Annotated in this window: 25 protein-coding genes; 7 read left to right on the top strand and 18 right to left on the bottom strand. The window is 52.9% G+C overall.

What is annotated here, in order from left to right:
- Positions 1–2: 2 nt before the first annotated feature.
- The 10 genes from phnE to phnG all read right to left on the bottom strand — a co-directional run bounded on the left by phnE (position 3) and on the right by phnG (position 8,509).
- A complete protein-coding gene (gene phnE / locus QUF18_RS02765; protein WP_289385040.1) occupies positions 3–968 on the bottom strand; it encodes a phosphonate ABC transporter, permease protein PhnE in 966 nt (321 codons plus the stop codon).
- 229 nt (positions 969–1,197) lie between these two features.
- Positions 1,198–2,115 (bottom strand): phosphonate ABC transporter substrate-binding protein, encoded by a 918-nt coding sequence (gene phnD, locus QUF18_RS02760; protein WP_289385038.1) that lies wholly within the window; start codon positions 2,113–2,115, stop codon positions 1,198–1,200.
- Between the two features lie 152 nt (positions 2,116–2,267).
- On the bottom strand, positions 2,268–3,116 hold the full coding sequence (gene phnC, locus QUF18_RS02755) for a phosphonate ABC transporter ATP-binding protein (protein WP_289385036.1): 849 nt from the start codon (positions 3,114–3,116) through the stop codon (positions 2,268–2,270).
- Positions 3,117–3,279: 163 nt separating this feature from the next.
- On the bottom strand, positions 3,280–3,894 hold the full coding sequence (locus tag QUF18_RS02750) for a DapH/DapD/GlmU-related protein (protein ID WP_289385034.1): 615 nt from the start codon (positions 3,892–3,894) through the stop codon (positions 3,280–3,282).
- Entirely contained in the window at positions 3,891–4,610 is a 720-nt protein-coding gene (gene phnL / locus QUF18_RS02745; protein WP_289385032.1) for a phosphonate C-P lyase system protein PhnL, read from the bottom strand. Before phnL ends, QUF18_RS02750 begins: the two co-directional genes overlap by 4 nt.
- Before the next feature lie 2 nt (positions 4,611–4,612).
- Positions 4,613–5,401 carry a phosphonate C-P lyase system protein PhnK gene (gene phnK / locus QUF18_RS02740; RefSeq protein WP_289385030.1) on the bottom strand — a complete coding sequence of 263 codons (789 nt, stop codon included), beginning with the start codon at positions 5,399–5,401 and terminating at the stop codon, positions 4,613–4,615.
- A complete protein-coding gene (locus QUF18_RS02735) occupies positions 5,398–6,306 on the bottom strand; it encodes an alpha-D-ribose 1-methylphosphonate 5-phosphate C-P-lyase PhnJ (protein ID WP_289385028.1) in 909 nt (302 codons plus the stop codon). Before QUF18_RS02735 ends, phnK begins: the two co-directional genes overlap by 4 nt.
- Complete coding sequence (locus QUF18_RS02730; protein WP_289385026.1) at positions 6,303–7,406, bottom strand: carbon-phosphorus lyase complex subunit; 1,104 nt, start codon at positions 7,404–7,406, stop codon at positions 6,303–6,305. The genes QUF18_RS02735 and QUF18_RS02730 overlap by 4 nt, the downstream gene beginning before the upstream one ends.
- A gap of 3 nt (positions 7,407–7,409) precedes the next feature.
- On the bottom strand, positions 7,410–8,021 hold the full coding sequence (gene phnH / locus QUF18_RS02725) for a phosphonate C-P lyase system protein PhnH (protein ID WP_289385023.1): 612 nt from the start codon (positions 8,019–8,021) through the stop codon (positions 7,410–7,412).
- Positions 8,021–8,509 carry a phosphonate C-P lyase system protein PhnG gene (gene phnG, locus QUF18_RS02720; RefSeq protein WP_289385021.1) on the bottom strand — a complete coding sequence of 163 codons (489 nt, stop codon included), beginning with the start codon at positions 8,507–8,509 and terminating at the stop codon, positions 8,021–8,023. Before phnG ends, phnH begins: the two co-directional genes overlap by 1 nt.
- Before the next feature lie 111 nt (positions 8,510–8,620).
- Between phnG and phnF the strand changes: the two genes are divergently transcribed.
- The gene (gene phnF, locus QUF18_RS02715; RefSeq protein WP_289385019.1) at positions 8,621–9,379 is read left to right on the top strand and encodes a phosphonate metabolism transcriptional regulator PhnF; all 759 of its coding nucleotides are present in this window, start codon (positions 8,621–8,623) and stop codon (positions 9,377–9,379) included.
- On the opposite strand, the gene QUF18_RS02710 is transcribed toward phnF, so the two are convergent.
- On the bottom strand, positions 9,376–10,596 hold the full coding sequence (locus QUF18_RS02710; RefSeq protein WP_289385018.1) for a multidrug effflux MFS transporter: 1,221 nt from the start codon (positions 10,594–10,596) through the stop codon (positions 9,376–9,378). The genes phnF and QUF18_RS02710 overlap by 4 nt on opposite strands.
- 107 nt (positions 10,597–10,703) lie before the next feature.
- Here QUF18_RS02710 and QUF18_RS02705 point away from each other — a divergent pair, with 107 nt between their 5' ends.
- Positions 10,704–11,603 (top strand): LysR family transcriptional regulator, encoded by a 900-nt coding sequence (locus QUF18_RS02705; RefSeq protein WP_289385016.1) that lies wholly within the window; start codon positions 10,704–10,706, stop codon positions 11,601–11,603.
- Here QUF18_RS02705 and QUF18_RS02700 read toward each other — a convergent pair.
- From QUF18_RS02700 to ppaT, 6 genes are read right to left on the bottom strand one after another with little or no spacing between them, the layout of a single operon-like run.
- Positions 11,578–12,351: an ABC transporter ATP-binding protein gene (locus QUF18_RS02700; protein WP_289385014.1), complete on the bottom strand. Its 774-nt coding sequence runs from the start codon at positions 12,349–12,351 to the stop codon at positions 11,578–11,580. The two genes, QUF18_RS02705 and QUF18_RS02700, sit on opposite strands and share 26 nt — an antisense overlap.
- Positions 12,348–13,142, bottom strand: coding sequence for an ABC transporter ATP-binding protein (locus QUF18_RS02695; protein WP_289385013.1), 795 nt, complete (start codon positions 13,140–13,142; stop codon positions 12,348–12,350). Before QUF18_RS02695 ends, QUF18_RS02700 begins: the two co-directional genes overlap by 4 nt.
- Entirely contained in the window at positions 13,135–13,965 is an 831-nt protein-coding gene (locus tag QUF18_RS02690) for an ABC transporter permease (RefSeq protein WP_289385011.1), read from the bottom strand. The genes QUF18_RS02695 and QUF18_RS02690 overlap by 8 nt, the downstream gene beginning before the upstream one ends.
- Positions 13,962–14,933, bottom strand: a complete 972-nt coding sequence (locus QUF18_RS02685) for an ABC transporter permease (RefSeq protein ID WP_289385009.1) — start codon at positions 14,931–14,933, stop codon at positions 13,962–13,964. The genes QUF18_RS02690 and QUF18_RS02685 overlap by 4 nt, the downstream gene beginning before the upstream one ends.
- Positions 14,934–14,939: 6 nt before the next feature.
- Positions 14,940–16,589: an ABC transporter substrate-binding protein gene (locus tag QUF18_RS02680; RefSeq protein WP_289385007.1), complete on the bottom strand. Its 1,650-nt coding sequence runs from the start codon at positions 16,587–16,589 to the stop codon at positions 14,940–14,942.
- Between the two features lie 24 nt (positions 16,590–16,613).
- Positions 16,614–17,873, bottom strand: a complete 1,260-nt coding sequence (ppaT, locus tag QUF18_RS02675; RefSeq protein WP_289385005.1) for a pyridoxamine--pyruvate transaminase — start codon at positions 17,871–17,873, stop codon at positions 16,614–16,616.
- A gap of 121 nt (positions 17,874–17,994) precedes the next feature.
- On the opposite strand from ppaT, the gene QUF18_RS02670 reads away from it, so the two are divergent.
- From QUF18_RS02670 to QUF18_RS02655, 4 genes are all read left to right on the top strand, one after another.
- Entirely contained in the window at positions 17,995–18,543 is a 549-nt protein-coding gene (locus QUF18_RS02670; RefSeq protein ID WP_289385003.1) for an RNA polymerase sigma factor, read from the top strand.
- A 98-nt stretch (positions 18,544–18,641) separates the two neighbouring features.
- The gene (locus tag QUF18_RS02665; RefSeq protein WP_289385000.1) at positions 18,642–19,613 is read left to right on the top strand and encodes a FecR family protein; all 972 of its coding nucleotides are present in this window, start codon (positions 18,642–18,644) and stop codon (positions 19,611–19,613) included.
- Positions 19,614–19,728: 115 nt separating this feature from the next.
- Positions 19,729–22,521: a TonB-dependent receptor gene (locus QUF18_RS02660; RefSeq protein ID WP_289384998.1), complete on the top strand. Its 2,793-nt coding sequence runs from the start codon at positions 19,729–19,731 to the stop codon at positions 22,519–22,521.
- A 367-nt stretch (positions 22,522–22,888) separates the two neighbouring features.
- Positions 22,889–23,869: a purine-nucleoside phosphorylase gene (locus tag QUF18_RS02655; protein ID WP_289386106.1), complete on the top strand. Its 981-nt coding sequence runs from the start codon at positions 22,889–22,891 to the stop codon at positions 23,867–23,869.
- Between the two features lie 62 nt (positions 23,870–23,931).
- On the opposite strand, the gene aptA is transcribed toward QUF18_RS02655, so the two are convergent.
- Positions 23,932–25,263 (bottom strand): omega-aminotransferase AptA, encoded by a 1,332-nt coding sequence (gene aptA / locus QUF18_RS02650; protein WP_289386105.1) that lies wholly within the window; start codon positions 25,261–25,263, stop codon positions 23,932–23,934.
- A gap of 191 nt (positions 25,264–25,454) precedes the next feature.
- On the opposite strand from aptA, the gene QUF18_RS02645 reads away from it, so the two are divergent.
- Complete coding sequence (locus QUF18_RS02645; protein WP_289384996.1) at positions 25,455–26,009, top strand: cupin domain-containing protein; 555 nt, start codon at positions 25,455–25,457, stop codon at positions 26,007–26,009.
- Positions 26,010–26,023: the final 14 nt, after the last annotated feature.

The following is a 26,023-nucleotide window of genomic DNA, read 5'->3' as shown; positions in this document are numbered from 1 at the left end:
TTTTACGCTCCGAACTGAAAGGCTTGTGCGCCGACAAGACGACCACGCAGCCATGCAGAGGTCTGATCCACCGCAATGATTGTAACGAGCAGCAGAAACACAATCGCCAGTGTTTTTGCCTGATGGCCATGACCGATCGACAGGCGTAGTGCCTCACCGATACCGCCGCCGCCAACCGCACCGATAATAGTGGATGCACGGACATTGATCTCGAAACGCAAGAAGGCATAGGACATGAAGTTTGGCATGACTTGCGGCACAATGCCGAAGCCCACACGCTCGAACCAGTTGGCGCCGACGGCACGCAGGCCTTCTTCCGCCTTCATATCGGCGTTCTCAACCACTTCAAAAAATAGCTTACCCAGCGCGCCGATGGTGTGAATACCAACCGCAAAAATCGCAGGAATTGGCCCCAGCGAGAGAATGGCAGCGAAGAAACCGGCAATCACGATTTCAGGAAAAGCACGCAGAATTTCCATATAGCGGCGCACGAAGAAACGCAGCGCACGGCTGGTTGTCAGATTTTTAGCGGCAAGGAAGCAGAGTATAAAACCAAAGAAAAAGCCGATCAAAGTTGCCATCATGGCAATATTGAGCGTCTCCAGCATCTTGTAGAAATATTCAGGAATATAAAAACCGCTGCCGAACAAATAGATGCGGCCTGCCTCATAATCATATTTCTGACTACCGTCGAAATAAGGTGACGGCAGATCGAACAGAGCCCGCCAGACTTCCCAGCCGTCACGCGGCACCATATCGCCTACGAAGTCGAAGAAATGCGGCAGACGCTCCCAGAATTTACCGGCATTGCTTTCATTGGCGAACCACAAAGATGCGGAAAGCGCCAGAAACAATCCGCCGAGTATCAGCAGCGTATAGGTACGACGTCGGGAGGATAGCTCCCGCCAGTGCTGCTCGACCAAAGCGGCTTCACCGGACAGGGATGGCTTAGAAACAGTATGGGTCATCGGGCCCGCCTAGAGCGTATCCCGAAAAGTGTGAGCGGTTTTCGGGATACGCGTAAAAACAAAAAGACAGAGCATTTCGCAGTCAAATGACTTCATTTGACGACCGCGATAATGCGACAAAACAAAGAGTTAGAGCGAGCGCAGTGAATAAAGACCAAACGCAACACGCTCTAAAAAGGATACAAAAATGCGGCCAGCATCAGACTCTGACACTGGCCGCAACTTAATATTACTGACCGATCTGCGACTTACGTGCGTCGATAACCGGCTGGTAGAAATCTTTATTCACTTCGATATAGGACTTGAAATCACCGCCCATGGTGGAAGCAAAGCACTCAGGATCATTTTTCGGCAGGTCCAGCATATAGGCTTTGAACTTGGCTTTCAGATCAGCATCAATGGCTGTACGGATAACGATCGGGCCGTTCGGGATCAGCGGGGACTTCCAGACTTCTGTGAAGTCTTTCATGTCGATCAGGCCTTTGTCGACCATCTTGCGCAGGTTACCGGATGTGTAACCTTCATCGAAACTGCCAACGCCGGAGCCGAAAGTTGTACCGGCATCAAACTTGCCGTCTTTAACAGCAAGAACCAGATTTTCATGACCGCCGCCAAAACCGGTTTCGCTAAAATAATCTTTAACCGTCGCGCCGCTCAGATCTTTTGGCAGCGAAGTTACCGGAATGAGATAGCCGGAAGTTGAATCCGGATCAGCAAAACCAAGCTTCTTGCCTTTCATATCGGCAATAGTCTTGATGCCGCTGTCTTTGCGGGCAACCATGATCGAATAATAACCGGTCGAACCGTCTGTCTGTTCAGTGGTCAGGATTGGCTCAACAGCATCTTCTTTGGTCAGATAGATTTTGGCATAGCCGGAAGCGCCAAGCTCTGCATAATCCAGTGTGCCGCCGAGCAGACCCTGAATAACACCGTCATAATCAGCGGCAGGAAACAGTTTAACTTCCTTTACGCCGATTGCCTTTGGCAGCTGGTCAATAATGCACTGGTAATTGCGTAAACGGTCAGCTTCGTTTTCGCCACCGATAATACCAACGCGGAACACTTCAGGCTTATCTGCCTGCGCTGCGGTTGCGGTTGCCACTGCGGACAGCGCAACGGCGCCGAGCAAAAGCTTCTTGAAGGTCATGAACCATTCTCCTGTTAAACGATGATCGTTTTTTGGTTGGGATGAGTTACAGCGGTTCCAGTTAAGACTGAATCGTTGGAACCGCTGTAACTGTTTGTTTTTACGCATTATCCGACGCAAAACCGCTTCGCACTTTTGCTGGAAATGCTATATTATTGTGCGTCTGCAACGAGCTTTGCGACCTGTCGTGCCACTTGCGGGCTGACCGGCGGCTGCGGCTGCTCCAGAGCGGTGGATGTCACCGCTTCTGAGAAGCTTTCATCATCAGCTTCAGCACCATAAATGCGGCGGGCTGCGGCCTGTGTCAGATCAGCAGGCGTTCCGTCGAACACAACGCGTCCGCCTTGCATACCGATGATCCGGTCGCAATAGGTGCGTGCTGTATCCAGCGTATGAAGATTGGTGATAACCGTCAGGCCTTCGCGCTGATTGATATCGCGCAGTGCACTCATCACCACCTGCGCATTGCGCGGGTCAAGCGAAGCAATTGGCTCATCGGCGAGAATAACTTTCGGGTTTTGCATCAGCGCACGGGCAATCGCCACACGCTGCTGCTGACCACCGGAAAGCGTACCAGCTGGCTGCAAAGCAGTTTTAACAATATCCAGACGCTCGATATTCGATAGCGCCTGCGCCCGTTCCTCACGGGAAAAAATGCCCATCAGGCTTTTGACTGTGGAGCGCTGATTAAGACGGCCGAGCAGAACATTGGTCAGCACATCAAGACGCGGCACCAGATTGAACTGCTGGAAAATCATCGCGCAATCGCTGCGCCAGCGGCGCAGTTCAGAACCACGCAAACGCGAGACATGCTGATCTTTGAAGATGATGGAACCATCAGAGGTATCAATCAGACGATTGATCATGCGTAGCAGTGTGGATTTACCCGCACCCGATGCACCAATGATACCCACCATCTGGCCCTGCGGGATTTCCAGATTTACATCTGCAACCGCAGTATTACCGCCAAAACGACGGGTTACATTTTCTAGCTTCAGCATCAGCGCCCTCTATCAATTTCCATGCGAAATTAGGGGCGTGATATGAAATGAAAATGTAACTTATATTACATCTATGTGAAAATTCTGAATCAGATTTTTGACAAAAAAGCCGCCGGAAACTCCGGCGGCTCTGTTCTGCTATTGGATTCAGCACCTTGGCTTATCAGCCGCCGTGCTTTTCAAGAAAGGCTTCAATCTCAAGTTTGCGGAAATCATCCAGTGCATCCCGCAGGCGCTGATGATCCCAGTCCCACCATGCCAGAGCTTCGAGACGCTCAACAATGCTGTCTGTAAAACGCTGACGAATGCGTTTGGCAGGCACCCCGCCGACAATCGTATAAGGCGCGACATCTTTGGAAACGACTGCACCGGAGCCGATGACCGCGCCATTACCGATTTTAACACCAGGCAAAACGGTTACACCATGTCCAAGCCATGTATCATGACCAATGGTCACTTCATGGGCGCGGCGCCATTCAAAGAAATCCGCCTCCTGCTCGGCATCCGGCCAGTAATCATTGGCGCGATAGGTAAAGTGATGCAGTGTTGCGCGCCACATCGGATGATTGGTGGCATTGATACGCACAGAGGCTGCAATATTCGCGAATTTACCGATCTTGGCGCACCAGACCATACCGTCGCGCTCAATATAGGAATAGTCACCCATTTCCGTTTCAGAAATACGACAACGGTTACCAATTTCCGTATAGCGGCCGAATGTGCTGTCGGAAATTTCTGTATCCAGATGGATAAACGGCTGCTCTGACAATCTGGTCATGCGTCCGCTCCCTGACGCACATAACCCGGAGCAAACTCCGTCACGTCAATGATACGGTCAGCCACGGCTTCGCGCACATCTTCATCGTGGAAAATACCGAGCATCGCCACGCCTTCCGCTTTTTTACGGCGGATCAGCTCCACAACCACGTCACGGTTTTTGGCATCGAGCGAGGCAGTTGGTTCATCGAGCAACAGAACCGGATGATCGGTGATGAACCCACGGGCAATATTCACACGTTGCTGCTCACCACCGGAGAAAGTGGCTGGCGGCAGATCCCACAGGCGCTGCGGCAGATTGAGCATCGCCAGCAATTCACGCGCTTTATCCTGAGCTTTCTCGCGGTCAATACCACGGGCAAATAACGGATCAGCCACCACATTCAATGCACTGACACGCGGTACAGTGCGCAAAAACTGGCTGACATAACCAATCGTATCGCGGCGCACCGCCATAACAGTGCGCGGATCTGCCGAGGCAATATCGATCTGTTTGCCGTGATGGCGCAGAATGATCTGACCTTCGTCCACGGCGTAATTGCCATAGACCATTTTCAGGATCGAGCTTTTACCGGCACCGGACGGGCCGCCGAGCACGGCACATTCACCGGCTTTCAGAGCAAAGAAAACATTATTCACCACCGGCAACTTAATGCCGCCCTGCAAATGCATGGTGAAGCTCTTTGCCACTTCCGAAACAATAAGGGGCATAGTCATGATTAAACCTGCAAAATCGAGGAAACGAGCAGCTGTGTATAAGGCGCCTGCGGATCATCCAGCACGCGGTCAGTCAGACCGGCTTCAATAATATGACCGTCTTTCATCACCATCATACGATGCGATAACAGACGCGCCACAGCCAGATCGTGGGTCACGACAATTGCAGCCAGACCGAGATCGGCCACCAGACCGCGCAACAGATCGAGCAAACGCGCCTGCACGGATACGTCCAGACCACCGGTCGGCTCATCCATGAAGATCAAACGCGGTGCAGTCACCAGATTGCGGGCGATCTGCAAGCGCTGGCGCATACCACCCGAAAACGCACGCGGCTGGTCATCAATACGGTCGGCAGAGATTTCCACACGACCAAGCCAGTCTGTCGCGGTCTCACGGATTTTGCCATAATGGCGCTCACCAACCGCCATCAGACGCTCGCCGACATTGGCACCGGCAGAGACAGTCATACGCAAACCGTCAGAAGGGTTCTGATGCACAAAGCCCCAGTCAGTACGCATCAGAAACCGGCGCTCGGCCTCACTCATCCGGTACAGATCACGGAACTGGCCGTCACGCATCCGGTATTCCACAGCGCCGACTGAGGGCTGCAAGCGTGTGGCAAGGCAGTTGAGCAGCGTTGTCTTACCGGAACCGCTCTCGCCGACAATCGCCAGCACTTCACCCGGATACAGCTCAAAGGAAACATTGCTGCAACCAAGGCGGTTGCCATAGAACTTCGACAATCCGTTTACACGCAGCAAAGGCGTATCATGATTTATATCGCTCATTGGGCTGCCTCCCGACCTGAGGACGCTTGTCCGATATCTTTGTTATTTGCGGAGAGATGGCCAACATGGCCGTCGGCCTGTCGTGTTTCGCAATAATCGGTGTCGGAGCAAACAAACATGCTGCCGCCCTTGTCATCCAACACCACCTCGTCGAGATAAACGCCCTTGGCACCACACATGGCGCAAGGCTGGGCGAATTTCTGCACCTCAAACGGATGATCTTCAAAGTCGAGGCTCACCACTTTGGTGTAAGGCGGCAGAGCGTAAATACGCTTTTCACGTCCCGCACCAAACAGCTGCAAGGCCGGTGACATATGCATTTTCGGATTGTCGAATTTCGGCGTCGGTGAAGGGTCCATCACATATCGGTCTTCGACTTTCACCGGATAGGCATAGGTCGTGGCGATATGGCCGTGACGGGCAATATCTTCATAGAGCTTAACATGCATCAGGCCGTATTCTTCCAGTGCATGCATTTTGCGGGTTTCGGTCTCGCGTGGTTCCAGAAAGCGCAGCGGCTCAGGGATCGGTACCTGATAAACAAGGATCTGACCTTCTGTGAGCGGTGCTTCCGGAATACGGTGACGGGTCTGAATGATGGTTGCATCTTCCGTGCGGGTCGTCACTTTAACCTGCGCGGTCTTTTCAAAGAATGCACGGATCGACACGGCATTGGTCGTATCATCCGCACCCTGATCGATCACTTTCAGCGTATCGTCAGCGCCCAGCACCGCAGCGGTCACCTGCACACCACCGGTACCCCAGCCATAAGGCATCGGCATTTCGCGGCTTGCAAAAGGCACCTGATACCCCGGCACCGCAATCGCTTTAAGCAATGCACGGCGGATCATCCGCTTGGTCTGCTCATCAAGATAAGCAAAATTATACTGCATCAGAACGCTCATTCTGCGGCTTCCTTCTGTGCATCATTGTGGCTGGCATATTCGGCACGCATACGGCGGATAAGGTCAAGCTCAGCCTGAAAATCCACATAATGCGGCAGTTTGAGATGCTCGACAAAACCGGTCGACTGCACATTGTCGGAGTGGGAAATCACAAATTCCTCATCCTGTGCCGGTGCGGTAATATCTTCTTCAAATTCTGCGGTGCGCAGCGCACGGTCACAGAGCGACATTGACATCGCCTTACGTTCGCTCTGACCAAAAACCAGACCATAGCCACGGGTGAATTGTGGCGGGCGAGTTGCCGAACCGGCAAACTGATTGACCATCTGGCACTCAGTCACCTGTATGCTGCCTAGCGATACCAGACCGCCAAGCTCCGGCACATCCAGTTCAACTTCAACTTCACCAATACGGATTTCGCCCACGAAAGGATGCGTACGGCCATAACCGCGCTGCGTGGAGTAACCCAGCGCCAGCAGAAAACCCTCATCGCCACGTGCCAAGGCCTGCAAACGCAGATCGCGCTCCATCGGGAATGTCCAAGGTTCGCGGGTCAGATCACCCGGAACATGGCCTTCCGGCATCTCGCCATCCGGCTCGATCATGCCATTGGCACCGAGAATATCGGTCACACGCGGCATGTGCTCACCGACGGTCTCATCATCACGCTGCACACCTTGCGCCACGGGATGATCTCCGGCCATTTCCGGATCAAGCAGACGATGGGTGTAATCGAAAGTTGCGCCTAAAAGCTGACCACCCGGCAGGTCTTTAAAGGTTGCGGAAATGCGGCGTTCCGCCAGCATCTGCGCTGTGTCCAGCGGCTCGGAATAGCCGAAGCGCGGCAAGGTTGTGCGATAGGCACGCACCAGAAAAATCGCCTCAATCAAATCACCGCGCGATTGACGGATTGCCAGTGCTGCCAGCTCACGATCATAAAGCGCACCCTCCGCCATAGCACGATCAACGGCCAGACCCAGCTGCTCCACGATCTGCTCCAGCTGCAAGGCCGGTACTGAACGGTCACCACGGCGGCGATCACCCAGCAACTGATGTGCATTCTGAATAGCGGCTTCACCGCCTTTAACTGCAACATACATGGTTCAATTTCCGTTTTTGATAAGTTTGGTACTGCGCGGCAGTGCGGCAACGGCTTTGGATGCTGCAAAAACCAGATCCACACCACGCGGGAACAAGGCTGCATTGGCTGCCCATTGCTCACTGAAACGCACCGGCAAAATGCTTGGCGCGAAATCACGGACATGCTCGATACCAGGCCCCTGAAGCTGCAGAGTCTGCGTGCCCGTAAAGCCGTCCAACGCCATGATAATGGTGGCTGAGCGATCCGGATACTCCGATGTGCCTTTGGCAAAAACATCCAGCGGCGGCATCTGAGCAATATCGCTGACCAGCGCGAATTGTGCCTCACCAATCTCAGACACCAGTTCCAGACCGGTCTGGAACGAGAGCCATTCACGCACCGCGCTGCTTGCGGCTAAACGACTGTCGAGCCAGACCTTGGTATCGTGATCAAACAATGCCTGTGCAATGGCACCGAGCTCCGGTGTCAGCGGCAATGGCGGCTGCGTTTCGGCTGTCAGCGATTGGATTATGCCCGGATTAGCCAAAGCATCCATCAATGCGCGAAAACAGGTTTGCGCATCATAAACGGCATCAGCAAAACCGCCTTCAAAAGCCTGATTATCAAAAGCCATTAGTCGTCTCCCCGAACCATGGTGAAGAAGTCCACTTTCGTTGCTGCCGCTTCACGGCGGCGCTGCGTGGCACGTGCATCAAGACGCTGTGCAATTTTCTGCAACAGATCGCGCTCAACAGCCGCACGGCTTTGCGGCGCCTGCCATAAAGCATCGGCAATAGCTGCCAGACGCGCTTTTTCATGATCGCGACCAAGCGCATAGGAATGACCAACAGAACCTTCCGAAGAAGCACCTGATGCCACGCGCACCGTCGCGCGAGTCACGGTTGTCTCACCCAGATTAAAAGGTGCACCGCCGCCACCAATGCGGCCACGCACCATGACCAGTCCGGTTTCAGGGCCGCGCAGCACATCGACCTGCGGCTGCTCTGATTGATTGCTCCAGAAGGAAGCCAGCTCCTGCAACTCCGCCTTTGCCAGTAGTGCTGCAACCTTGCGTCGCTCACCCTGCAAATTATCGGGTAGATTTTCGGTTTCATTCTTCATTTGACACACCGCTCTAAATTGTCTATTCATCTATACAACTAGACATTAATTATTGTCTTAAACGCTCTTGGTGACAAGCGCATGACAATCAGCGGGGCTGCGACAAAATAAATGGCAGAAACAACAAAAATCGCCCGCAACAGCGGCGTGGCTGTCTGGCGGCAGATTGCAGATGAAATTCGCAGGGAAATTAAACACGGTCATTTCAAACGCGGCGAAAAGCTGCCGCCGGAAATGACACTGGCTGCCCGCTTTGGTGTCAACCGCCATACGGTGCGTAGTGCTATTGCTGCGCTGACACAGGAAGGCGTGTTACGGGCGGAGCAAGGGCGTGGCACTTTTATCGCCAATGCCAAGCGGCTGACTTACCCCATCAGCAAACGCACGCGTATGTCGACCAGTCTCGCCGAACAGATTACACAGCAGGAGCGGGTTATTCTTGCCCACAGCATCGACAAACCATCCGCTGAGGTTGCCCATGCCTTGCAACTCAATGATGAGACTGCACAGGTGCATCATTTTGAAACATTATCCATTGCCGATGGCCAGCCGGTTTCCATGTCTGACAGCTGGTTTGATCAACAGCGCTTTCCGCAATTTGATGAATTTTACAAGGCCAGCGGTTCGGTTACACAGGCGCTGAAACAATCGGGCATTGCCGATTATTTCCGCAAATCCACCTTGATTTCCGCCCAGCATGCCAATGGACAAGATCTGCTCCACCTAAAGCTCACACCGGGTGCGATTGTACTCACAGCTCAATCCCTCAATGTCGATACGAATGGCGTGCCGGTGGAATATTCAGCGACACGCTTTCCTGCTGACCGCATGGAATTCTCTATTGAGAGCATGTCGCTGAATGATGATTAGGCTTTAACAGCAGCGGCCTTTGCCTTGTAAATAAAGGCAAAGAATATCAGCGCTGCCGCCGCACTCAGCCCCAGCGCATAGCTCGGGAAAACCAGAGCAGAACCACTGTGCAGCAGTGCCATGCCCTCTGTAAGCGCTGTGATCACCGCATAGTAGAACAGGCCGAGCAAAGCACCAGCCGTGCCCAAAGCATCATGATAATGTTGCAAGGCGCCATGCAGACAGGCGGTTGTCAGCAAAGTAAAACCGGCAAACAGCAGCACGGAAAAACCGGTAAACAACACAAGATAAAGCTGTCCTGTTGTCAGCAGGCTCACGACCAGCAAACCGGCCGCAGCACAAGCCAACAGCAGAATACCTGCAATCATCACCGTCTGACTTGTATAGCCTGCCGTATTCAAACGGCGCATCGCCATGCCACCCCAAATACTGCCGGACACGACCAGCATACAAAGCGTGCCATAGGTAACAGGCGACAAGCCCTGCATATTGATTAGCAGAAACGGTGCCTCCGCATAGAAGCTGAAAATAATCCCGTTACCAATGCCGATCAGCAGGCCTGTGCCGATCACCTGCGGATCGCGCAGCATCCGCGCCAAAATCTGCATCAGGGATGATTTATGGTTCTGCTTCACCAGCGTTTCCGGAAAAGCAACACAGACCAGCACCAGAGAGACAGCACCAAGCACCAGCAGTACCATGAAAGCGGTACGCCAGTCACCGAGCGTGACACTCAGACCGCCGATAAACGGCCCTGCTGCCGCGGAAACAGGAATGAGCATACCGATTGTTGTAAAAACAACCACGCGACGCTCACCGCTGAATGCCTCACGACAGACAGACTGAATCACCACCGAACAGCTGGCCGCACCGAAAGCCTGAATGAAACGTCCGCTATTGAGCACCCACAACGAGGATGCAGAAAGACAGATCAGGCAACCCAGCAGATAAAGTGCCAGTGTGATGATCATGGTTTTACGCCGCCCGATATGATCGGACACCTGCCCCCAGCATAAAACGCCAAGCGCGAAACCGGCAAAAAAGATGCTCAGTGTTGTTTGCGCCGCCGATGCGGAAATATTCAGCCCCCGCGCCATACCAGTCAGAGAAGGCGTATAAATTGTTTCGCCGATTTGCGGCAGTGTAACCAGCAGCGCCAGAAGCAGCAAAGCCGGTGTTTTACGGAATGTCTTCGTTTGCGCAGCCAATGTGGTCATGGCGCATTCCTTTCTTTATTCAGAATTTGCGCCAGTCCTTAAAACAATCTAATAAGTAACATAAGCCCTGTTAAAATTACGATTTCATAACTAAAAGTTACGAATAGATGTCACCGAATTTTCGCGTTTCACCGCAGCAGATGCAAATTTTTCTGGATATTGCCGAGGCTGGCAGCATTGCTGCTGCCGCCAAAAAGCTCGGCATTTCCGCTCCTGCAGTCAGCAAACAACTGACAATGCTGGAAAACCAGTTGGAACTGGGACTGATTGAACGCACCACACGGCGTATGCAGCTGACACCGGCAGGCCGGATTTTCAAAGATTATGCGGCCGAGACATTGCGCCTCCTAAGCGAACGGGAAAGCCGTTATCTTTCGGAAATGCGTGGCGAGCCATCCGGTACTTTGCGCGTTGTCGCTGCACGTCCGCTGGCCACACAATTCCTGCTGCCGCATTTACACGAATTTACCAGCCGCTTTCCGCATATCACCCTTGATCTGGAACTGGCTGAGCGCTTTCCGGATATCGAACAGGAGAATATCGATCTGATTTTCGGCATGACCATGCAAGGCACTGCCGGTCTGATCCAGCGCTCCATCGGCAAGACGGCCTATTGGCTCTGTGCCGCACCGTCTTACTTGGAGCGCCACGGTCATCCGCAACAACCGGATGATCTGAGCGAACATTATCTGATTGCCCATACGATGCGCCGCCATCCGAACAGGCTGATATTCAGAGATCATCAGGAAGTGGCAATGCGCACAGTTCTGCGCCTCAATGATACATCGGCCATGCGGCAGGCTGCCTGCCAAGGTACAGGCATTGTTTCCCTGCATCATTATATGCTTGAGGATATGATCCGCTCCGGCGAGCTGATCCGCCTGCTACCGGACTATGAATTACCAGCGGTTCCGGTGCATTTGTTCTACCGGAAAAGCGGGCGTATTCTGCCTGTTTTGCGGCACTTCATTGATTTCGCCGTTAAGATTTGCCGAATTCAGTTATAAGTTTTGGTACAGCATCAACCAGTTGCCGCGTCGGTTCTGTCTGCGGGTTTTGCAGTACATCATCCGGCACACCCTGCTCGACGATCTCGCCCTCATGCAGCACCAGCATCCGGTCACAAAAAGCCCGCACCAATGCCAGGTCATGCGAGATAAACAGATAGGCAATGTCATTTTCGCGCTGTAAATCAGCCAGCAGATTAAGGATTTTCGCACGCACAGATACGTCCAAAGCCGATACCGGTTCATCCAGCACAATCAGATCAGGCTTGCACAACAGCGCACGGGCAATGGCAACACGCTGGCGCTGACCACCGGAGAGTTCACGCGGATAGCGGTCAGCCATATCCGCTGTCAGACCAACCCGTTGCAAGACTTCAGCAATTTGCTGGTTCGTATGCTGCTGACTACCGTGCAAAGCCAGCGGCACATGTAATATCTGACGCAGCGTATGGCGCGGGTTGAAAGCCGCCAGAGGGTCCTGAAACACCATCTGGAATGCAGTACGCTTCTCCCGCAGCGCATTGCCCTGAAGAGCGGTAATATCGGTGCCGTTGAGAATGATCCTGCCACTATCCGGCTCGTTCAGCCGCATGATCAGCCGCGCCAGTGTGCTTTTGCCGGAGCCGGAACGCCCGACCAGCGCCAGTGTCTCACCGGCATGAACTGTGAGATGGATATTTTTCAATCCTTTAGAAGGGTCTTTACCAAAGGTCTTATTGAGACCGGAAATATTCAAAACCTCTCTCATAGCACACCGTCAATCTCAGGCAGGCGTGGCTGCTTTTCCCAGTCCAGCCCGATATGGGTTGCCAGCAAAGCTTTGGTATACTCATGCTGCGGCGCGGTGATTACCTGTTCAGCCGTGCCAAGTTCCACCAGATCCCCGCGATAAAGCACGGCAATTCTATCAGCCAGTTGTGATGCCAGCGCGATATCATGGGTCACGAACAGCATTGTCAGTCCTTGTGCCCGCACCAGACCATCCAGCAATTGCGCCACATGATTTTGTACTACCGTATCCAGCGCACTGGTCGGCTCGTCTGCGATCAGTAACTGCGGCTGTGCAGCCAAAGCTGCGGCAATGGCAATACGCTGTTTTTGCCCGCCGGAGAATTCATGCGGGTAGCTGCGTAAACGCTGCTGACTATCCGCAATCTGCACCTGCTGCATCAGTTCTACAGCTCTTTGGCGTGCTTCAGTCCAAGAGGTTTTAAGATGCGTGACGATCACTTCTGCAATCTGATCGCCCACCCGCATCATCGGATCGAGTGACCCATCAGGATCCTGAAACACCACACCAATATCACGACCGGCACGCGGCTCATGCGCTAAAGCCGGAAAATGGATTGAACCGGCAGTTTTAGCACTGGCAGGCAAGAGACCGGCAATTGCCATGGCCAATGTGGTTTTACCGGAACCACTTTCACCAATCAGCGCCAGTCTTTCACCTTGTTTTAGCTCAAAACTAACAGGGTGCAACACCTGCTGCGCACCATAGCGAACAGCCAAGTCCTGTACGACAAGAAAGACCTCAGACATTGCTGCGCTCCCTCGCGGATGATGGGCGGCGTGTCAGTGCCTGTCCGGTGAGATGCACAGCCAAAACGGTTACCACCAATGCCAGTCCCGGAATGATCGAGAGATAAGGCGCTGAGCGTAGCACGCTGCGTCCCTCGGCAATCATCGTGCCCCATGTCACGCTGTTCGGATCGCCAAAGCCTAAGAAGGCCAGTGAGGCTTCAATCAAAATTGCCGCCGCAACAGAGACAGCTGCCAGCGATGCCGCTGGCCCAAAAGCATTGGGCAGGATTTCCCGAAAAGCAATGGAGAACGGCCCCTGCCCCAGCGTGCGGGCAGCGGCAACAAAATCGCGCTCGCGCAGAGACAGCACTTCCGCCCGCGTTACCCGCGCAGCCTGCGTCCAGCTGCCAATGCTGATTGCAATAATCAGCGTCGGAATGCTTGGCCCCAGCACATTGATCATCGCCAGCGCCAGCAAAAAGCCCGGCACAGTCTGAAACGCCTCAGTGATCCGCATCAGCACATTATCGGCAAAACCGCCGAGAAAACCAGCCAGTGTGCCGATCAGACTACCAGCAATCAGTGCTGCTGCTGCGGAACTCAGCGCCACCAGCAAAGTCGTGCGTGCGCCATGAAACAGCCCTGCCAGCACATCGCGTCCCAACCGGTCTGTACCCAACCAATGGGCATAATCCGTGAATGGCCGGATCAGCGGTTCTCCGGCAATCGCCAGCGGATCACCGGCAAACAGTAATGGTGCAGACAGCGCCATTAGTCCTAGAAGTATCAGAAGACCAATACCGGCCTTACTCTGCCTGTCCAAAGTCTGAAAAAACTTCATTGGCGCTGGCTCCGCACCCGCGGATCAAGCCGTGCATAGGCCAGATCAACCAGCAGATTGGCAATGATCACCGCGAAAGCACCGAACAGAACGACACCAAGCAGCAAGGCCGTATCGCGTTTGGCAACGGCTTCTGCTGCCAGCCGACCAAAGCCCGGAATGGCAAAGACACTCTCAATCACCACACTGCCGCCGAGCATCACACCGGCCTGCAGACCTAACATTGTCACCACCGGCAACACAGCATTACGGGCGATATGCCGCCAGATGATCCGGCGCGAAGAAATTCCGCGTGCTTTAAGCGCCTGCACAAACATTTCCTGATGCAGATCGGCCATACGATCCCGCATCAAGCGCAGGTAAAGCGTGAGATAGACGCTGGAAAGTGCCGCAACCGGCAGGATCAGATGTCGGCTGATATCCGCCGCTCTGGCCAGTCCTGTTTTACCCGATGCAATGGTTTCCAGCCCGCCGATTGGCAACCAGCGCAATGTTACGCCGAAGATCACTATCAGTACCAAGCCCAGCCAGAAACCCGGGACTGCATAAAGTGCCAGTGAAGTCAGTGACAACAACCGGTCTCGCTTGGAATGCGGTTTGGCACCGGCCACGATACCGAGCAGAGAACCGGCAAAAAATGCCAAAAACGTCGATACGCCCATCAACAGTAAGGTTGCCGGAAGCCGCTCCAGAATGACATCCAGCACCGGACGCTGAAAAGCCGAAGACCAGCCAAAATCGCCGGAGAACAGCGCCGTGACATAGGCAAAAAACCGCTGCAACGGCCCCTGATCTAATCCCCATGACTGGCGCAAAGCTTCAAGGTGCTGCGCATCCGCCCCGCCCATCTGCGCCACATAAGCATCCACGGCATCGCCGGGGGCAGCTTCCAGAATAAGAAAGCTACCCACCAGAACAATACCCAGAACCGGAAGGATACTGGCAAGACGGCGGAGGAGAAACGGCACTGCGGGTTACTCTTGCAAACCAGTATTCGCCCATGAAGACACAGCCCAGCGTGGATTATCCGAAACATTCTGCACACGTTCGCTTGCAACCGTAATGAACGAGAAATCCGCAACATTAATCAGCGGTAAATCTTCCGCCACCAGTCGTTGCAGATCCTGATAGATACCTGCACGTAGCCCATCGTCCAAAGTCACTGCGCCCTTGGCAATCAGTGCATCAACCGCCTCATTCTTATAGCCATATTGGTTGGTGAATGGCGCACCGGCTGGTAATCCACTCTGGAACAGTACTGTTGTCGAGATCGCCGGATCAGAGCGATAAACCGGCGTAGCCACAGCAATATCAAAGTCATGATCGGTATAGACCGCTTTGAGATGCGCCGGTGAGTCATTGGCGACAATCACCGCATCAATACCGATTTTCACCAGAGCCTGACGCAGATAATCGCCGAATTGCTTGGTTTCATTAAAGAATGGAGCAGGCAGCAGCTTTAGTTTAAAGCGGATACCGTCAGCGCCTTTTTTATAACCGGCCTCATCCAGCAGGCTTTCAGCCTTGGCAATATCAAATGCATATTGCTGCGTATCCGGCGCATAAAATACCGTGTCAAAAGCCGGTACCGGTCCTGTCGCCGGTTTTGCATAGCCGAGGAAAATCGTCTTAACCACAAAGTCCTTATCGATCGCATGAGCAATAGCTTGGCGCACTTTCAGATCAGCGAGTTCTTTGCGACGATGATTAAGCTCGACACTCAACTGATAGGTCAGTGCCTCATAGCCGTCGGCATAGACTTTCAGCCCTGGTACTTTGGAAATCCGCTCCAGATCAGCCAGTGGCACGGCAGAGAAAGCGGCCAGCTGAATCTGGTCGGCTTCCAGCGCATTGCCCGCAGAAGCACGATCCGGCAGCACCTGATAGATAATCTCATCCAGTGCAGGTGCTTGTTTGTCCCAATAATTCTCATTGCGTTTCAGCAGGTAATATTCACCCGGTTTGTGATCGCCATAGACAAACGGCCCCGTGCCCACAAGTTTCTCATTGGCCGGATTTTTCGCAATATCCGTGCCTTCATAGAGATGTTTCGGCAGTACTGAAGTTACTACCGGCAAGGCATTGCGGATCAGCTGAAACGGTGTCGGCTCGGAAAAACGGAAGACAGCCGTATACTCGTCCGGTGTTTCAACATTTTCCAGATTTTTGAAAACCGAGCGGCCGAGATTTTGTAGTTTCTTCCAAACCTCCAGCGCCGAGAATGCCACATCGGCAGAGGTGAACGGCTTGCCGTCATGCCATGTCACGCCTTCACGCAATTTGAATGTGGCCGACAGGCCATCTGCTGCGCCTTCCCAACTGGTGGCCAGCAGAGGTTTCAAACCATCCGGCTGATCAACATTCACATAGGACTGCTCGGCAAGTTGCTCAATCACCTTACTGGCAACAAAGAACACGCCATTGGAGGCGACAATTGCCGGATTAAGATTGGCCGGTTCACTATCTGCCGCAACCACCAAATGACCGCCGCGATTGGGCACAACCGCTTCGCGGCGCGGCGATGTTGAACCTTGCGCAAAAGCAAATCGCGGCAGAACAGACAATGCTGCAAGACCGGCAGTTCCTGCCAGCAGCGCGCGTCGGTTAAGCGTCAATCTTGTCATAAGTCCCTGTCCCTCTGTAATCGCTTATATCTTAAGTTTTTTCAATGCAGCAGCCAAAGCCTCAACCGCTTTTGCCGCGAATTCCGGTTGTGCAGATGCCCCCATATGACCGATGCGCAACACCTTGCCAGCCGTATCCTTGCGACCCAGCGATACCAGCACATCATGGTCGCGCAGCATCAGATCGCGCAAAGGCACATCGCTGATACCATCCGGCACTTTAAACACTGTCGCAGTCGGTGATACATAAGCCTCCTGACGCGGCCATAATTCCAGCCCCAGCGCTTTGACACCTTCACGAGCGATTTGCGCAGTCTTGGCATGACGCGCCCAGACATTTGCAGCGCCTTCCGCCAGATAAAGATCAAGCGCCGCATTGAGAGCATAAATTTCCGCAACTGAAGGTGTTACCGGAAAAGCATTGCCTGCACGCCATGCGTCTTTCCAATCCAGAAGGCTCAGGAATGATGCTCGTGGCGCATCCGGATTAGAGGCCATTTTCTGCCATGCGCGATCGCTCACCGCAGCCAATGTCAGTCCCGGTGTGCTGCCCAAACATTTGGACGGTGATGTAATGAAAATATCCGCATGCACAGCTTCAGGATGCACATCCATGCCGCCAAAAGATGAGACCGCATCGACAATCAGATAAGCACCGTGACGCGCGGCGATCGCACCGATCTCCGCCAAAAGATTGAGCGTACCCGAAGGCGTATCGTGATGACAAACGGCAATAATACTGATGTCAGGGCGTTGTTTCAGCGCGACCTCTACAGCCTGCAGATCAATCACATCGTCATAATCCACTGCCAGTTCAATGACTTCACTTCCATAGCGCGCAGCCCAAGGCCCGAAACCCTTGCCATAAACACCGGACACCAGATTAAGCACCACATCCTGACGGGCGATCAGACCCGCAGCTGCCGCCTCAATGCCAAGAATAGCCTCACCCTGCATAATCACCGGCTGGTTGACGGTGCGCATAATCTGCGCCAGCTTCTCAATCACGCTTTGATAAAATGCCTGAAACGCATCCGTATAGTCATAGGAAACCGGCTGCCCCAATGCACGGAGCACCTCCGGATAAGCAGGTACCGGACCGGTTGTGAGCATATAGGCAGGCACGTGAAGCATGGTGGCATTGACCTGTTGAAAAACAGCATCATAGGAGCGCTTTTCCGCTTCTCCAAGAGGGATAATTTTCCACGATCCGGATTTATTGAAATCTGATTTTCTTTTCCTGCAATTTGCGGAAATACTCTGCTGCATAAATTTTATACGCATAGATATTCATATCTGCCGCATGCCTGATTTTCACCTGAATTTGTACGGGCAATTAACTTGATTATAAAAATCATGTTTTATATAAGCGGCTTTGATCAGCATTCTTCATTTTCAGAGCGGCATGGATTTTTCGGACCCTGATGCGCCGCATAACAACGGCCAAAGCAAAATTGTAAAGCACGAAGATGCGGCACGGGACAGTGCCGGTCATTATCGTGAATTGCATAATTTTGCCCGCTCCAGAACCGGAGACACGGTGCTGGCCGAAGATCTGGTGCAGGAAACCTATTTACGTGCTGTCAACAGCGACAGTTCCGAGTTGCGCAATATGCGCGCTTTCCTGTTTCGTATTCTCAACAATCTGGTGACCGATCATTTTCGCAAGTTACGGCGTACCCGTGAGCGTTTCAGCACAGCAGAAGCGCCGGATATTGCAGCTGATACCCAAAATGCCGAAGACCAGCTGATCGCGCGACAGCGCCTGAAAATCCTGCAGGAAGCTATTGATGAACTCCCGCCGCGCTGCCGTGAATGCTTTATTTTGCGGCGTTTTGACGAGCTGCCCCATGCAGAAATTGCCTTCCGCATGAATATTACCAGAAGTGCCGTAGAGAAACATCTTGCTGCAGCAACGGCGCATTGTACAAGGCGGATGCGGGAGCGCGGATAATTATTTTTATAAATCAATGAGGAATTGGCCGTTCTCATTCGTCTTAACTATAGAAACCTATCAACATCACGATCACAGGGAATGAAACAGAACCTTTCATGAGAGACACAACAGAGCATCATATCCTTGAGCAAGCGGCTCTGTGGTTTGCCCGACAGGAAGACAATGCGCTTTCCGACGCAGATCAGAGCGCCTTTGACGACTGGCTTGCCGCCAGCGCAAGGCATCGTGCTGTCTATCATGAAATATCCGGCATTTGGTATGAAACGGCATTACTGCCCAAACCCGCAATACAGGATAACGTCATCCCGCTCTCTGCCAAAACTGCGCCTCAGCGCCGTTCTGTTTTCACCCGATGGCAGTCCGCTGCCGCCGCTGGATTATTCGCAGCGTTCGCGCTTTCCGGCACCTATATTTATGATGTTCCAACACGGGTGCAGGCTGATATTTACACCGCCAAAGGGCATAATGAGCGCGTCACTCTGCCCGATGGCTCTACCGCGGAGCTAAACACGGCGACCGCACTTGAAGTTCTCTACACGCCGCAAGAGCGGAGAATACGCCTGTTGAAAGGCGAAGCTGTGTTCACCGTTGCCGCCGATAAAACCCGTCCGTTTCGTGTGGAGACCCATGAGGGGGAAGCCACAGCACTCGGCACCATCTATGCTGTGCGGCAGCAGCCGCAAAGCACGGAAGTGACTGTGCTGGAGAGTAAGGTCGAGATCAAAGGCCGTGCGGAAAATGCACAGGCAACAGTGCTCAATGCGGATGAGACGGCTCGTTTTACCCGCAATACCGTCTCCGCAGTCAGCACGATTGATGCAGATACCGCAACCGCATGGCGACGCGGTAAGCTGATTGTAGCGGATCGTCCGCTTGGTGAAGTTATTGAAGAGCTCAATCGTTATCATGCAGGGCTGATCCGCATTACGGATGCAGCAATCCGTGAACAGCGTGTGAGCGGCGTGTTTGATACCAAAAACACCGTTGTCGTTGTCAGCGATCTGGAAAATGCACTGAATATCCGCTCCACACGGCTCAGTAATTATCTGATTTTGCTGCATCGCTGAGTGCAGTAAAATATTTTTTATAAAAAGATGATTATTTATATCCGGTTTTAAACCACTCATTCGTCTACCGCTATGAATGTGCCTGTTGCACAGATTGACAGCGGAATTTGACAATATGACCACGCGGATGAATAGCGGTTTGCGCCACTCACAATTCTTGACAGCTTTATTGCTGAATTCGGTAGCCATTGCCGCTTTATCCGGTGGCACGCTCTTGTATGGCGCGGCTCCGGTTGCCGCCCAGCAAAGTGCAAGTTTCAGCTATGCGATTGCATCCGGCAATCTCAGTGCGGCACTCAACCGGTTCGCTGACACATCGCGCATACGTCTTGTCTATGATGCTTCAGTCACGCGCGGGCTTTCCACCAATGGTGTCAAAGGCACAATGTCTGCGGAGGCCGCCCTCAGTCAGCTATTGTCAGGCAGCGGTATCAGCTATCATTTCACCTCGCCGACGTCTGTGACCCTCAATGCCCCTGCTCCGGCAGCAACAGGCAATGCAGGTGCCGTGCCGGAGGGAGGGATCACCCTCAACACCATCACCATTGCCGGTAACAGTGCCATCGCTGCGGCGGATGCTACCTATTCCAGCCCCGGCTCGTCCACCTATCTGTCACAGGAAAAAATCGAGCTGTTTCGCGGTACATCCACAGGTGACTTTCTCAAGGGTCAGGCCGGTATTATGACCGGCGACAACCGCAATAGCGGTGCGATTGATATTAATATTCGCGGGATGCAGGGCTTTGGCCGTGTGCCGGTGGTGATTGATGGTGCGCAGCAGCAAAACACCGTTTATCGCGGTTATTCCGGCGTGGCGTCGCGCAACTATGTTGATCCGGATATGATCGGCGGCGTGGAAATCGTCAAAGGCCCATCTGCCGGTGTTTATGGTGTGGGTGCCACCGGCGGTGTCGCCGTTATGCGGACACTCACAGCCAATGACATTATCAAAGACGGGCAGGATATGGGCTGGCGGGTACGCGGCAGCCTGATGGGCAACACGTCCTCCCCGCCACCGGCAGGCACGACCGGCGGCCTCTATGGTGTCAGCAAATCCTATATCACCGGTTGTAATACGAACTGCGTGATTCAGCCGATACCGGATGACATCGCCAAAATGGATATGAGCAAATATGGCAGTAAAACCGGCTTTGACCGCCCTGCTTTGCTGGAGCCAAGCTCCGGCTCCGGCAGTGTTGCCTTTGCCAAGCGCTGGGAAAATTTTGAGCTGGTAGCTGCCTATACCAGACGAAAGGTCGGCAATTACCATGCGGGAACACGGGGCGACACGCCGGAGATTAAAAAAACTGTCAGACGGGTTGTGCGACCAGGACGCGGCGGGCGACCGGACACATGGACGGAAACGACTTCCTTCGCGCTTGATGGTCTGAACCGCTATCGCGCGGGGGAAGAAGTGCTGAATACCTCGCAGGATAACACGTCTTATCTGCTTAAAGGCAAGTTCATGCTGGAAGGCGGGCATACGCTTGATCTCGGCTATATGAAATATCAGAGCAAATTCGGTGAGCTGATGCCTTCCGTGATTATTCGCGGTGAAGGTGCAGTGCAGGCACCGCTCAGCGATGTGGATGTCGATACCTATACCGCACGCTATAACTGGAAGCCGGACAATAATGATCTGATCAATCTCACTGCCAATCTCTGGCATACCAAAACCGAAACCGATATCCGCACGCCTTACGAGTTTTTCGGCGATGACTATACGCAAGGTTACTCGGATGTTGCCAAACGTACCGGCTTCGATGTTTCCAATGAGAGTTTATTCGATACGCGCTGGGGTGATGTAACGCTGAATTATGGTGGCTCTTACACCTATGAAACGCTGGCGCCATCAAAACATCGTCCCAACACACCGGATGGTGGCACGCTGAATGCCCGTGACGGCTGGCGCAAAGAAACCAGCGGCTTCATTTCCGGTGAGTGGAAACCGCTCGACTGGCTGAAATTTGACGGCACGCTACGTTATACCAAAACCCATAGTTACGATAATGCCCTGACCCGTATTCCGACGAAAAATCCGGCAGATGCTTATTATCTGAACAATGAGGAAAATAGCTCCGGCTTTGCCCCGATTGCGGCGGTGACGATCGAACCGCAGGACGGACTGCAATTCTATGCCCGTTATGCAGAAGCGATCCGTGCGCCGAACCTGTTTGAAACAACATCAGGCTGGTCTTTTGATGCCTCGCCGTTGCTGACGCTCAAACCGGAACACGCCAAAAACTGGGAATTCGGCTCCAATCTCAAACTCGACAGCGTGTTTGACGGCGGCGATGAACTGCGTTTCAAAGTCGCTTATTTCAACAACCACATTGATAATTACCTCACCCGCACCATTGAAAACAAACCGGGTGAAAATATCGGCTCCACAACTATGCGTAATCTGGATTATGCAAAGTTCAAAGGTTACGAAATTTCAGCCCGCTATGACAATGGCTGGTTCTTCGGTGAAGCATCCGGCATCTATTATACCGGCACGGAATTCTGCACCACAGAACAAACCGGCAGCACTTCACGGCCAAATTGCTTCGGCGGCGGCGTGCCGAGCGGCTATGCACAAATGCATCTGCCGCCTAAAAAATCCGGCTCGGTCATTCTGGGCACCCGCTGGCTGGATGAGGCTCTGACTGTGGGTAGCCGTGTCACCTATACCGGTCGACGGGCCTCCGAACTCGGCAATGCCACCAGCGGCGGCTATACCGCCGGTATTGAGTGGAGCCAATATACCTTGGTGGATATCTTCGCGAGCTATAAGATCAATGAGGATACGACCTTTGATTTCAACATCGATAACCTCACCGATGTTTATTATATGGATGCGCTGACACTCGGCCTGATGCCTTCACCGGGACGGACATTCCGCGCCAGTCTGACCGCAAAATTCTGATGAACAGAGGCCGGAGAGCCAATCTCCGGCCTGTATAACCGCAAATCCGAGTTCCCATAGACCGCAAGATGCCGTAAAAGACGAAAGATCAGTTTCTAACTAGCCAGATAACCGGCAGAGCCTGATCGCCAATTGATCCGCAATGCAACCTGTCTGATATGAAACTGACTAGAGCGCCGTGTGCCATACTTGGCACTACACAAGGTCGCTCTAACACTTTAAAATGAGAGCATAATTTCACCTTAAACTGATCCAAGTTTAAGGAATTATGCTCTAGTGTCATATCATCAAAGGTATTCCAGAATTGCGCTCGCTTCTTCTTTCAGCTTCTGCCCTCACCGCTGTTACTTTTTCTGCTGCACTGACAATGCCTGCTCAGGCACAGGACGGCGCTAAAATCGCACCGAAAGTCATGGTCATCACCATGTTCGGTCAGGAAGCCAAGCCTTGGATTGAAGGCGAAAAATTCACCCAACAGATCAAGCTGGCCGGCCTTAATCCTGAATATCCGAATGTTGACTGCTCGGATGAAGGTCTGTGCCACATGACAACCGCCATGGGCTTTGCCAATGCCGCAAGTTCGGTTTCGGCTATGGCGCTCAGCGAGAAATTCGACCTCTCCAAAACCTATTTTCTGATTGCCGGTATTGCCGGTGTTGATCCGAAGCACGGCACACTCGGCTCCGCGCACTGGGCAAAATTTGCCATTGATGCTGACCTCAACCACCGCATTGATCAGAGTGAAGTGCCTGATACATGGGAAACCGGTTCTTTTGCACTGGGTGCTGAAAACCCGACAGAAACAGCCAAATGGTCTGCCGGTACAGAAGTTTATGCTCTCAATGCCAAGCTGACCGACTATGCTTTCAGCGTGACCAAAGATGTGGAACTGCTGGATGGTGACGGTGCCAAAGCCTATCGCAAACATTACAAAGGCGATATCGCAACCGGTGCGCCGATTGTCAGCATTTGTGACACGCTTTCCAGCGACACCTACTGGCATGGCGTTAAAATGGCGCTGTTTATGGAAAAATGGGTTGAACTGCTCACCGATGGCAAAGCGACCTATTGCACATCACAGATGGAAGACAATGCCACGCTGACCGCGCTGAAACGTGCATCCGAAGCCGGCAAGCTGGATTTTGACCGTATTGCCCTGCTGCGTACTGCATCGAATTTTGACCGTCAGGGTGAAGATCAGACCGCTTTGGAATCGCTGAAATCAGAATCCGGCGGCTTCAAGCTGGCCACAACCAATGCCTATCGCATCGGCAAAACCTATGCCCAGACCATTCTGACAGGCTGGGACAAATGGCAGGAAGCACCGCAGACCGACAGCGCGAAATAATTGAAAAATAGAAAAAGCCCCGCACAGCAAACACTGTGCGGGGCTTTTTCATGTTTGTACAATCACGCTGCGCGGTTGATTGCATCACCAAGGATAGAGACAATCTTACCGATTTCTTCTTTGCTGACGATCAGCGGTGGAGAAAGGGCAATCACATCGCCGGTCACACGGATCAGCAGCCCCTTCCTGAAGCAATCGGTAAAGATGTCATAGGCACGCGCGCCCACAGCACCGTCACGGGAGGACAATTCAATACCGGCCACCAGACCGAGTGTACGGATATCAATCACATTTTTCGCGGATTTCAGCGAATGCATGGCTTCCTGCCAATCATCGGCAAGATCAGCCGCACGGGTCAGCAGACCTTCCTCGGCATAAACATCCAGCGTTGCAATACCCGCAGCGCAAGCGACCGGGTGACCGGAATAGGTGTAGCCGTGGAACAGCTCAATCGCACCTTCAGGCCCATGCATCAGACCATCATAAATATGACGGCTGGCAAAAACAGCGCCCATCGGAATGGCACCGTTGGTCAGGCCTTTTGCAGTGGTGATCAGATCCGGTGTTACACCGAAATAATCTGACGCAAATGGCGTACCAAGACGGCCAAAACCGGTGATGACTTCATCAAAAATCAGCAGGATACCGTGTTTTTTGGCAATAGCAGCAAGGCGATCCAGATAGCCTTTCGGCGGCACCAGTACACCGGTTGAACCGGCCAGCGGTTCCACGATCACCGCGGCAATAGTTTCCGCACCATGCAGTGCAACCATGCGCTCCAGATCATCCGCCAGTTCTGCGCCGTGTTCCGGCTGACCTTTGCTGAAAGCATTCTTCTCAAGATCATGGGTATGGCGCAGGTGGTCTGCACCCGGCAGCAGCGGGAACACACGGCGGTTATTGACCAGACCGCCAACGGAAATACCGCCAAAGCCCACGCCATGATAGCCCCGCTCACGACCAATCACGCGGGTACGGGTGCCCTGACCAATCGCACGCTGATAGGCAATCGCAATTTTCAGAGCGGTATCAACGGATTCCGAACCGGAACCGGTGAAGAAAACGCGGTCGAGAATTTTACCATCACCACGCGGTGCAATTTCACCAAGACGGGTCGCAAAATCAAATGCAATATTATGCCCCATCTGGAAGGTTGGCGCGAAATCCATGGTTGAAAGCTGTTTTTCCACGGCAGAGGAAATCTGCTTGCGACCGTGACCGGCATTCACGCACCACAGACCGGCCGTACCATCCAGCACGGAATTACCGTCGACATCGGTATAGTACATACCAGCGGCAGCTGCCAGCATACGCGGCGCCGCTTTAAACTGACGGTTTGCCGTAAACGGCATCCAGAAACTATCCAGTTTCGGACTATTGGTTAAATCGCTCATCATTCACTCCTCACAGGCACAGTTTTTCAGTAATAAAAAACTGACCTCTCCCATCTGTATGATGTTAAGTTGGCCATGCTTCGGGGAGCGAAACAAGTCTATTTCTATTGATTATTATCCCCTTGATCTTGCTTATAAAGTGCATAGATTGTTTAAAATATTTAACAACCATAACAGCGGATGATTGCATTATGACGAATGAAATCGATATTGGTGGTCGTCTGCGCTTTATTCGTGAAAAATCCGGCCTGTCACAACGTGAACTGGCAAAGCGCACCGGCGTCACCAATGCTACCATTTCGCTGATTGAGGGCAATCAGACAAATCCTTCCGTTGGCGCTTTAAAACGCATCCTCGACGGCCTACCTATTGGTATGTCTGAGTTTTTTGCTTTGCAGCCGGATATGCCGCAAAAAGCATTTTATCAGTCGGAAGAATTTGTTGAAATCGGCAAAGGCAAAATCTCATTCCGTCAATTGGGCGATAATCTGTTTGGACGCGCATTGCAAATTCTGAAAGAGCGCTATGAACCGGGCGCAGACACAGGAAAAGTACCGCTGGTTCATGAAGGCGAGGAAGGCGGTATTGTGATTGCCGGTCGCCTTGAAGTGACGGTTGACAGTGAACGACGAATTCTCGGCCCCGGTGACGGCTATTACTTTGAAAGCCGACGCCCGCATCGCTTCCGTTGTGTGGGGCCGGTTGCTTGTGATGTCATCAGCGCCTGCACACCACCAAGTTTTTAAATTTTCAGCCTGAA

Source organism: Pseudochrobactrum kiredjianiae (assembly GCF_030362795.1).
In the GTDB taxonomy this organism is placed as follows: domain Bacteria; phylum Pseudomonadota; class Alphaproteobacteria; order Rhizobiales; family Rhizobiaceae; genus Pseudochrobactrum; species Pseudochrobactrum kiredjianiae.
Note: the sequence above shows the minus strand (reverse complement) of the source record. Positions and strands in the feature narration are given on the sequence as shown.

What these genes read in the sequence shown, in the direction of transcription:
- phnE (WP_289385040.1), bottom strand. Translation starts at nt 968, where the DNA reads ATGACCCATACTGTTTCTAAGCCATCCCTGTCCGGTGAAGCCGCTTTG.
- phnD (WP_289385038.1), bottom strand. Translation starts at nt 2,115, where the DNA reads ATGACCTTCAAGAAGCTTTTGCTCGGCGCCGTTGCGCTGTCCGCAGTG.
- phnC (WP_289385036.1), bottom strand. Translation starts at nt 3,116, where the DNA reads ATGCTGAAGCTAGAAAATGTAACCCGTCGTTTTGGCGGTAATACTGCG.
- QUF18_RS02750 (WP_289385034.1), bottom strand. Translation starts at nt 3,894, where the DNA reads ATGACCAGATTGTCAGAGCAGCCGTTTATCCATCTGGATACAGAAATT.
- phnL (WP_289385032.1), bottom strand. Translation starts at nt 4,610, where the DNA reads ATGACTATGCCCCTTATTGTTTCGGAAGTGGCAAAGAGCTTCACCATG.
- phnK (WP_289385030.1), bottom strand. Translation starts at nt 5,401, where the DNA reads ATGAGCGATATAAATCATGATACGCCTTTGCTGCGTGTAAACGGATTG.
- QUF18_RS02735 (WP_289385028.1), bottom strand. Translation starts at nt 6,306, where the DNA reads ATGAGCGTTCTGATGCAGTATAATTTTGCTTATCTTGATGAGCAGACC.
- QUF18_RS02730 (WP_289385026.1), bottom strand. Translation starts at nt 7,406, where the DNA reads ATGTATGTTGCAGTTAAAGGCGGTGAAGCCGCTATTCAGAATGCACAT.
- phnH (WP_289385023.1), bottom strand. Translation starts at nt 8,021, where the DNA reads ATGGCTTTTGATAATCAGGCTTTTGAAGGCGGTTTTGCTGATGCCGTT.
- phnG (WP_289385021.1), bottom strand. Translation starts at nt 8,509, where the DNA reads ATGAAGAATGAAACCGAAAATCTACCCGATAATTTGCAGGGTGAGCGA.
- phnF (WP_289385019.1), top strand. Translation starts at nt 8,621, where the DNA reads ATGGCAGAAACAACAAAAATCGCCCGCAACAGCGGCGTGGCTGTCTGG.
- QUF18_RS02710 (WP_289385018.1), bottom strand. Translation starts at nt 10,596, where the DNA reads ATGACCACATTGGCTGCGCAAACGAAGACATTCCGTAAAACACCGGCT.
- QUF18_RS02705 (WP_289385016.1), top strand. Translation starts at nt 10,704, where the DNA reads ATGTCACCGAATTTTCGCGTTTCACCGCAGCAGATGCAAATTTTTCTG.
- QUF18_RS02700 (WP_289385014.1), bottom strand. Translation starts at nt 12,351, where the DNA reads ATGAGAGAGGTTTTGAATATTTCCGGTCTCAATAAGACCTTTGGTAAA.
- QUF18_RS02695 (WP_289385013.1), bottom strand. Translation starts at nt 13,142, where the DNA reads ATGTCTGAGGTCTTTCTTGTCGTACAGGACTTGGCTGTTCGCTATGGT.
- QUF18_RS02690 (WP_289385011.1), bottom strand. Translation starts at nt 13,965, where the DNA reads ATGAAGTTTTTTCAGACTTTGGACAGGCAGAGTAAGGCCGGTATTGGT.
- QUF18_RS02680 (WP_289385007.1), bottom strand. Translation starts at nt 16,589, where the DNA reads ATGACAAGATTGACGCTTAACCGACGCGCGCTGCTGGCAGGAACTGCC.
- ppaT (WP_289385005.1), bottom strand. Translation starts at nt 17,873, where the DNA reads ATGCGTATAAAATTTATGCAGCAGAGTATTTCCGCAAATTGCAGGAAA.
- QUF18_RS02670 (WP_289385003.1), top strand. Translation starts at nt 17,995, where the DNA reads ATGGATTTTTCGGACCCTGATGCGCCGCATAACAACGGCCAAAGCAAA.
- QUF18_RS02665 (WP_289385000.1), top strand. Translation starts at nt 18,642, where the DNA reads ATGAGAGACACAACAGAGCATCATATCCTTGAGCAAGCGGCTCTGTGG.
- QUF18_RS02660 (WP_289384998.1), top strand. Translation starts at nt 19,729, where the DNA reads ATGACCACGCGGATGAATAGCGGTTTGCGCCACTCACAATTCTTGACA.
- QUF18_RS02655 (WP_289386106.1), top strand. Translation starts at nt 22,889, where the DNA reads ATGCCTGCTCAGGCACAGGACGGCGCTAAAATCGCACCGAAAGTCATG.
- aptA (WP_289386105.1), bottom strand. Translation starts at nt 25,263, where the DNA reads ATGAGCGATTTAACCAATAGTCCGAAACTGGATAGTTTCTGGATGCCG.
- QUF18_RS02645 (WP_289384996.1), top strand. Translation starts at nt 25,455, where the DNA reads ATGACGAATGAAATCGATATTGGTGGTCGTCTGCGCTTTATTCGTGAA.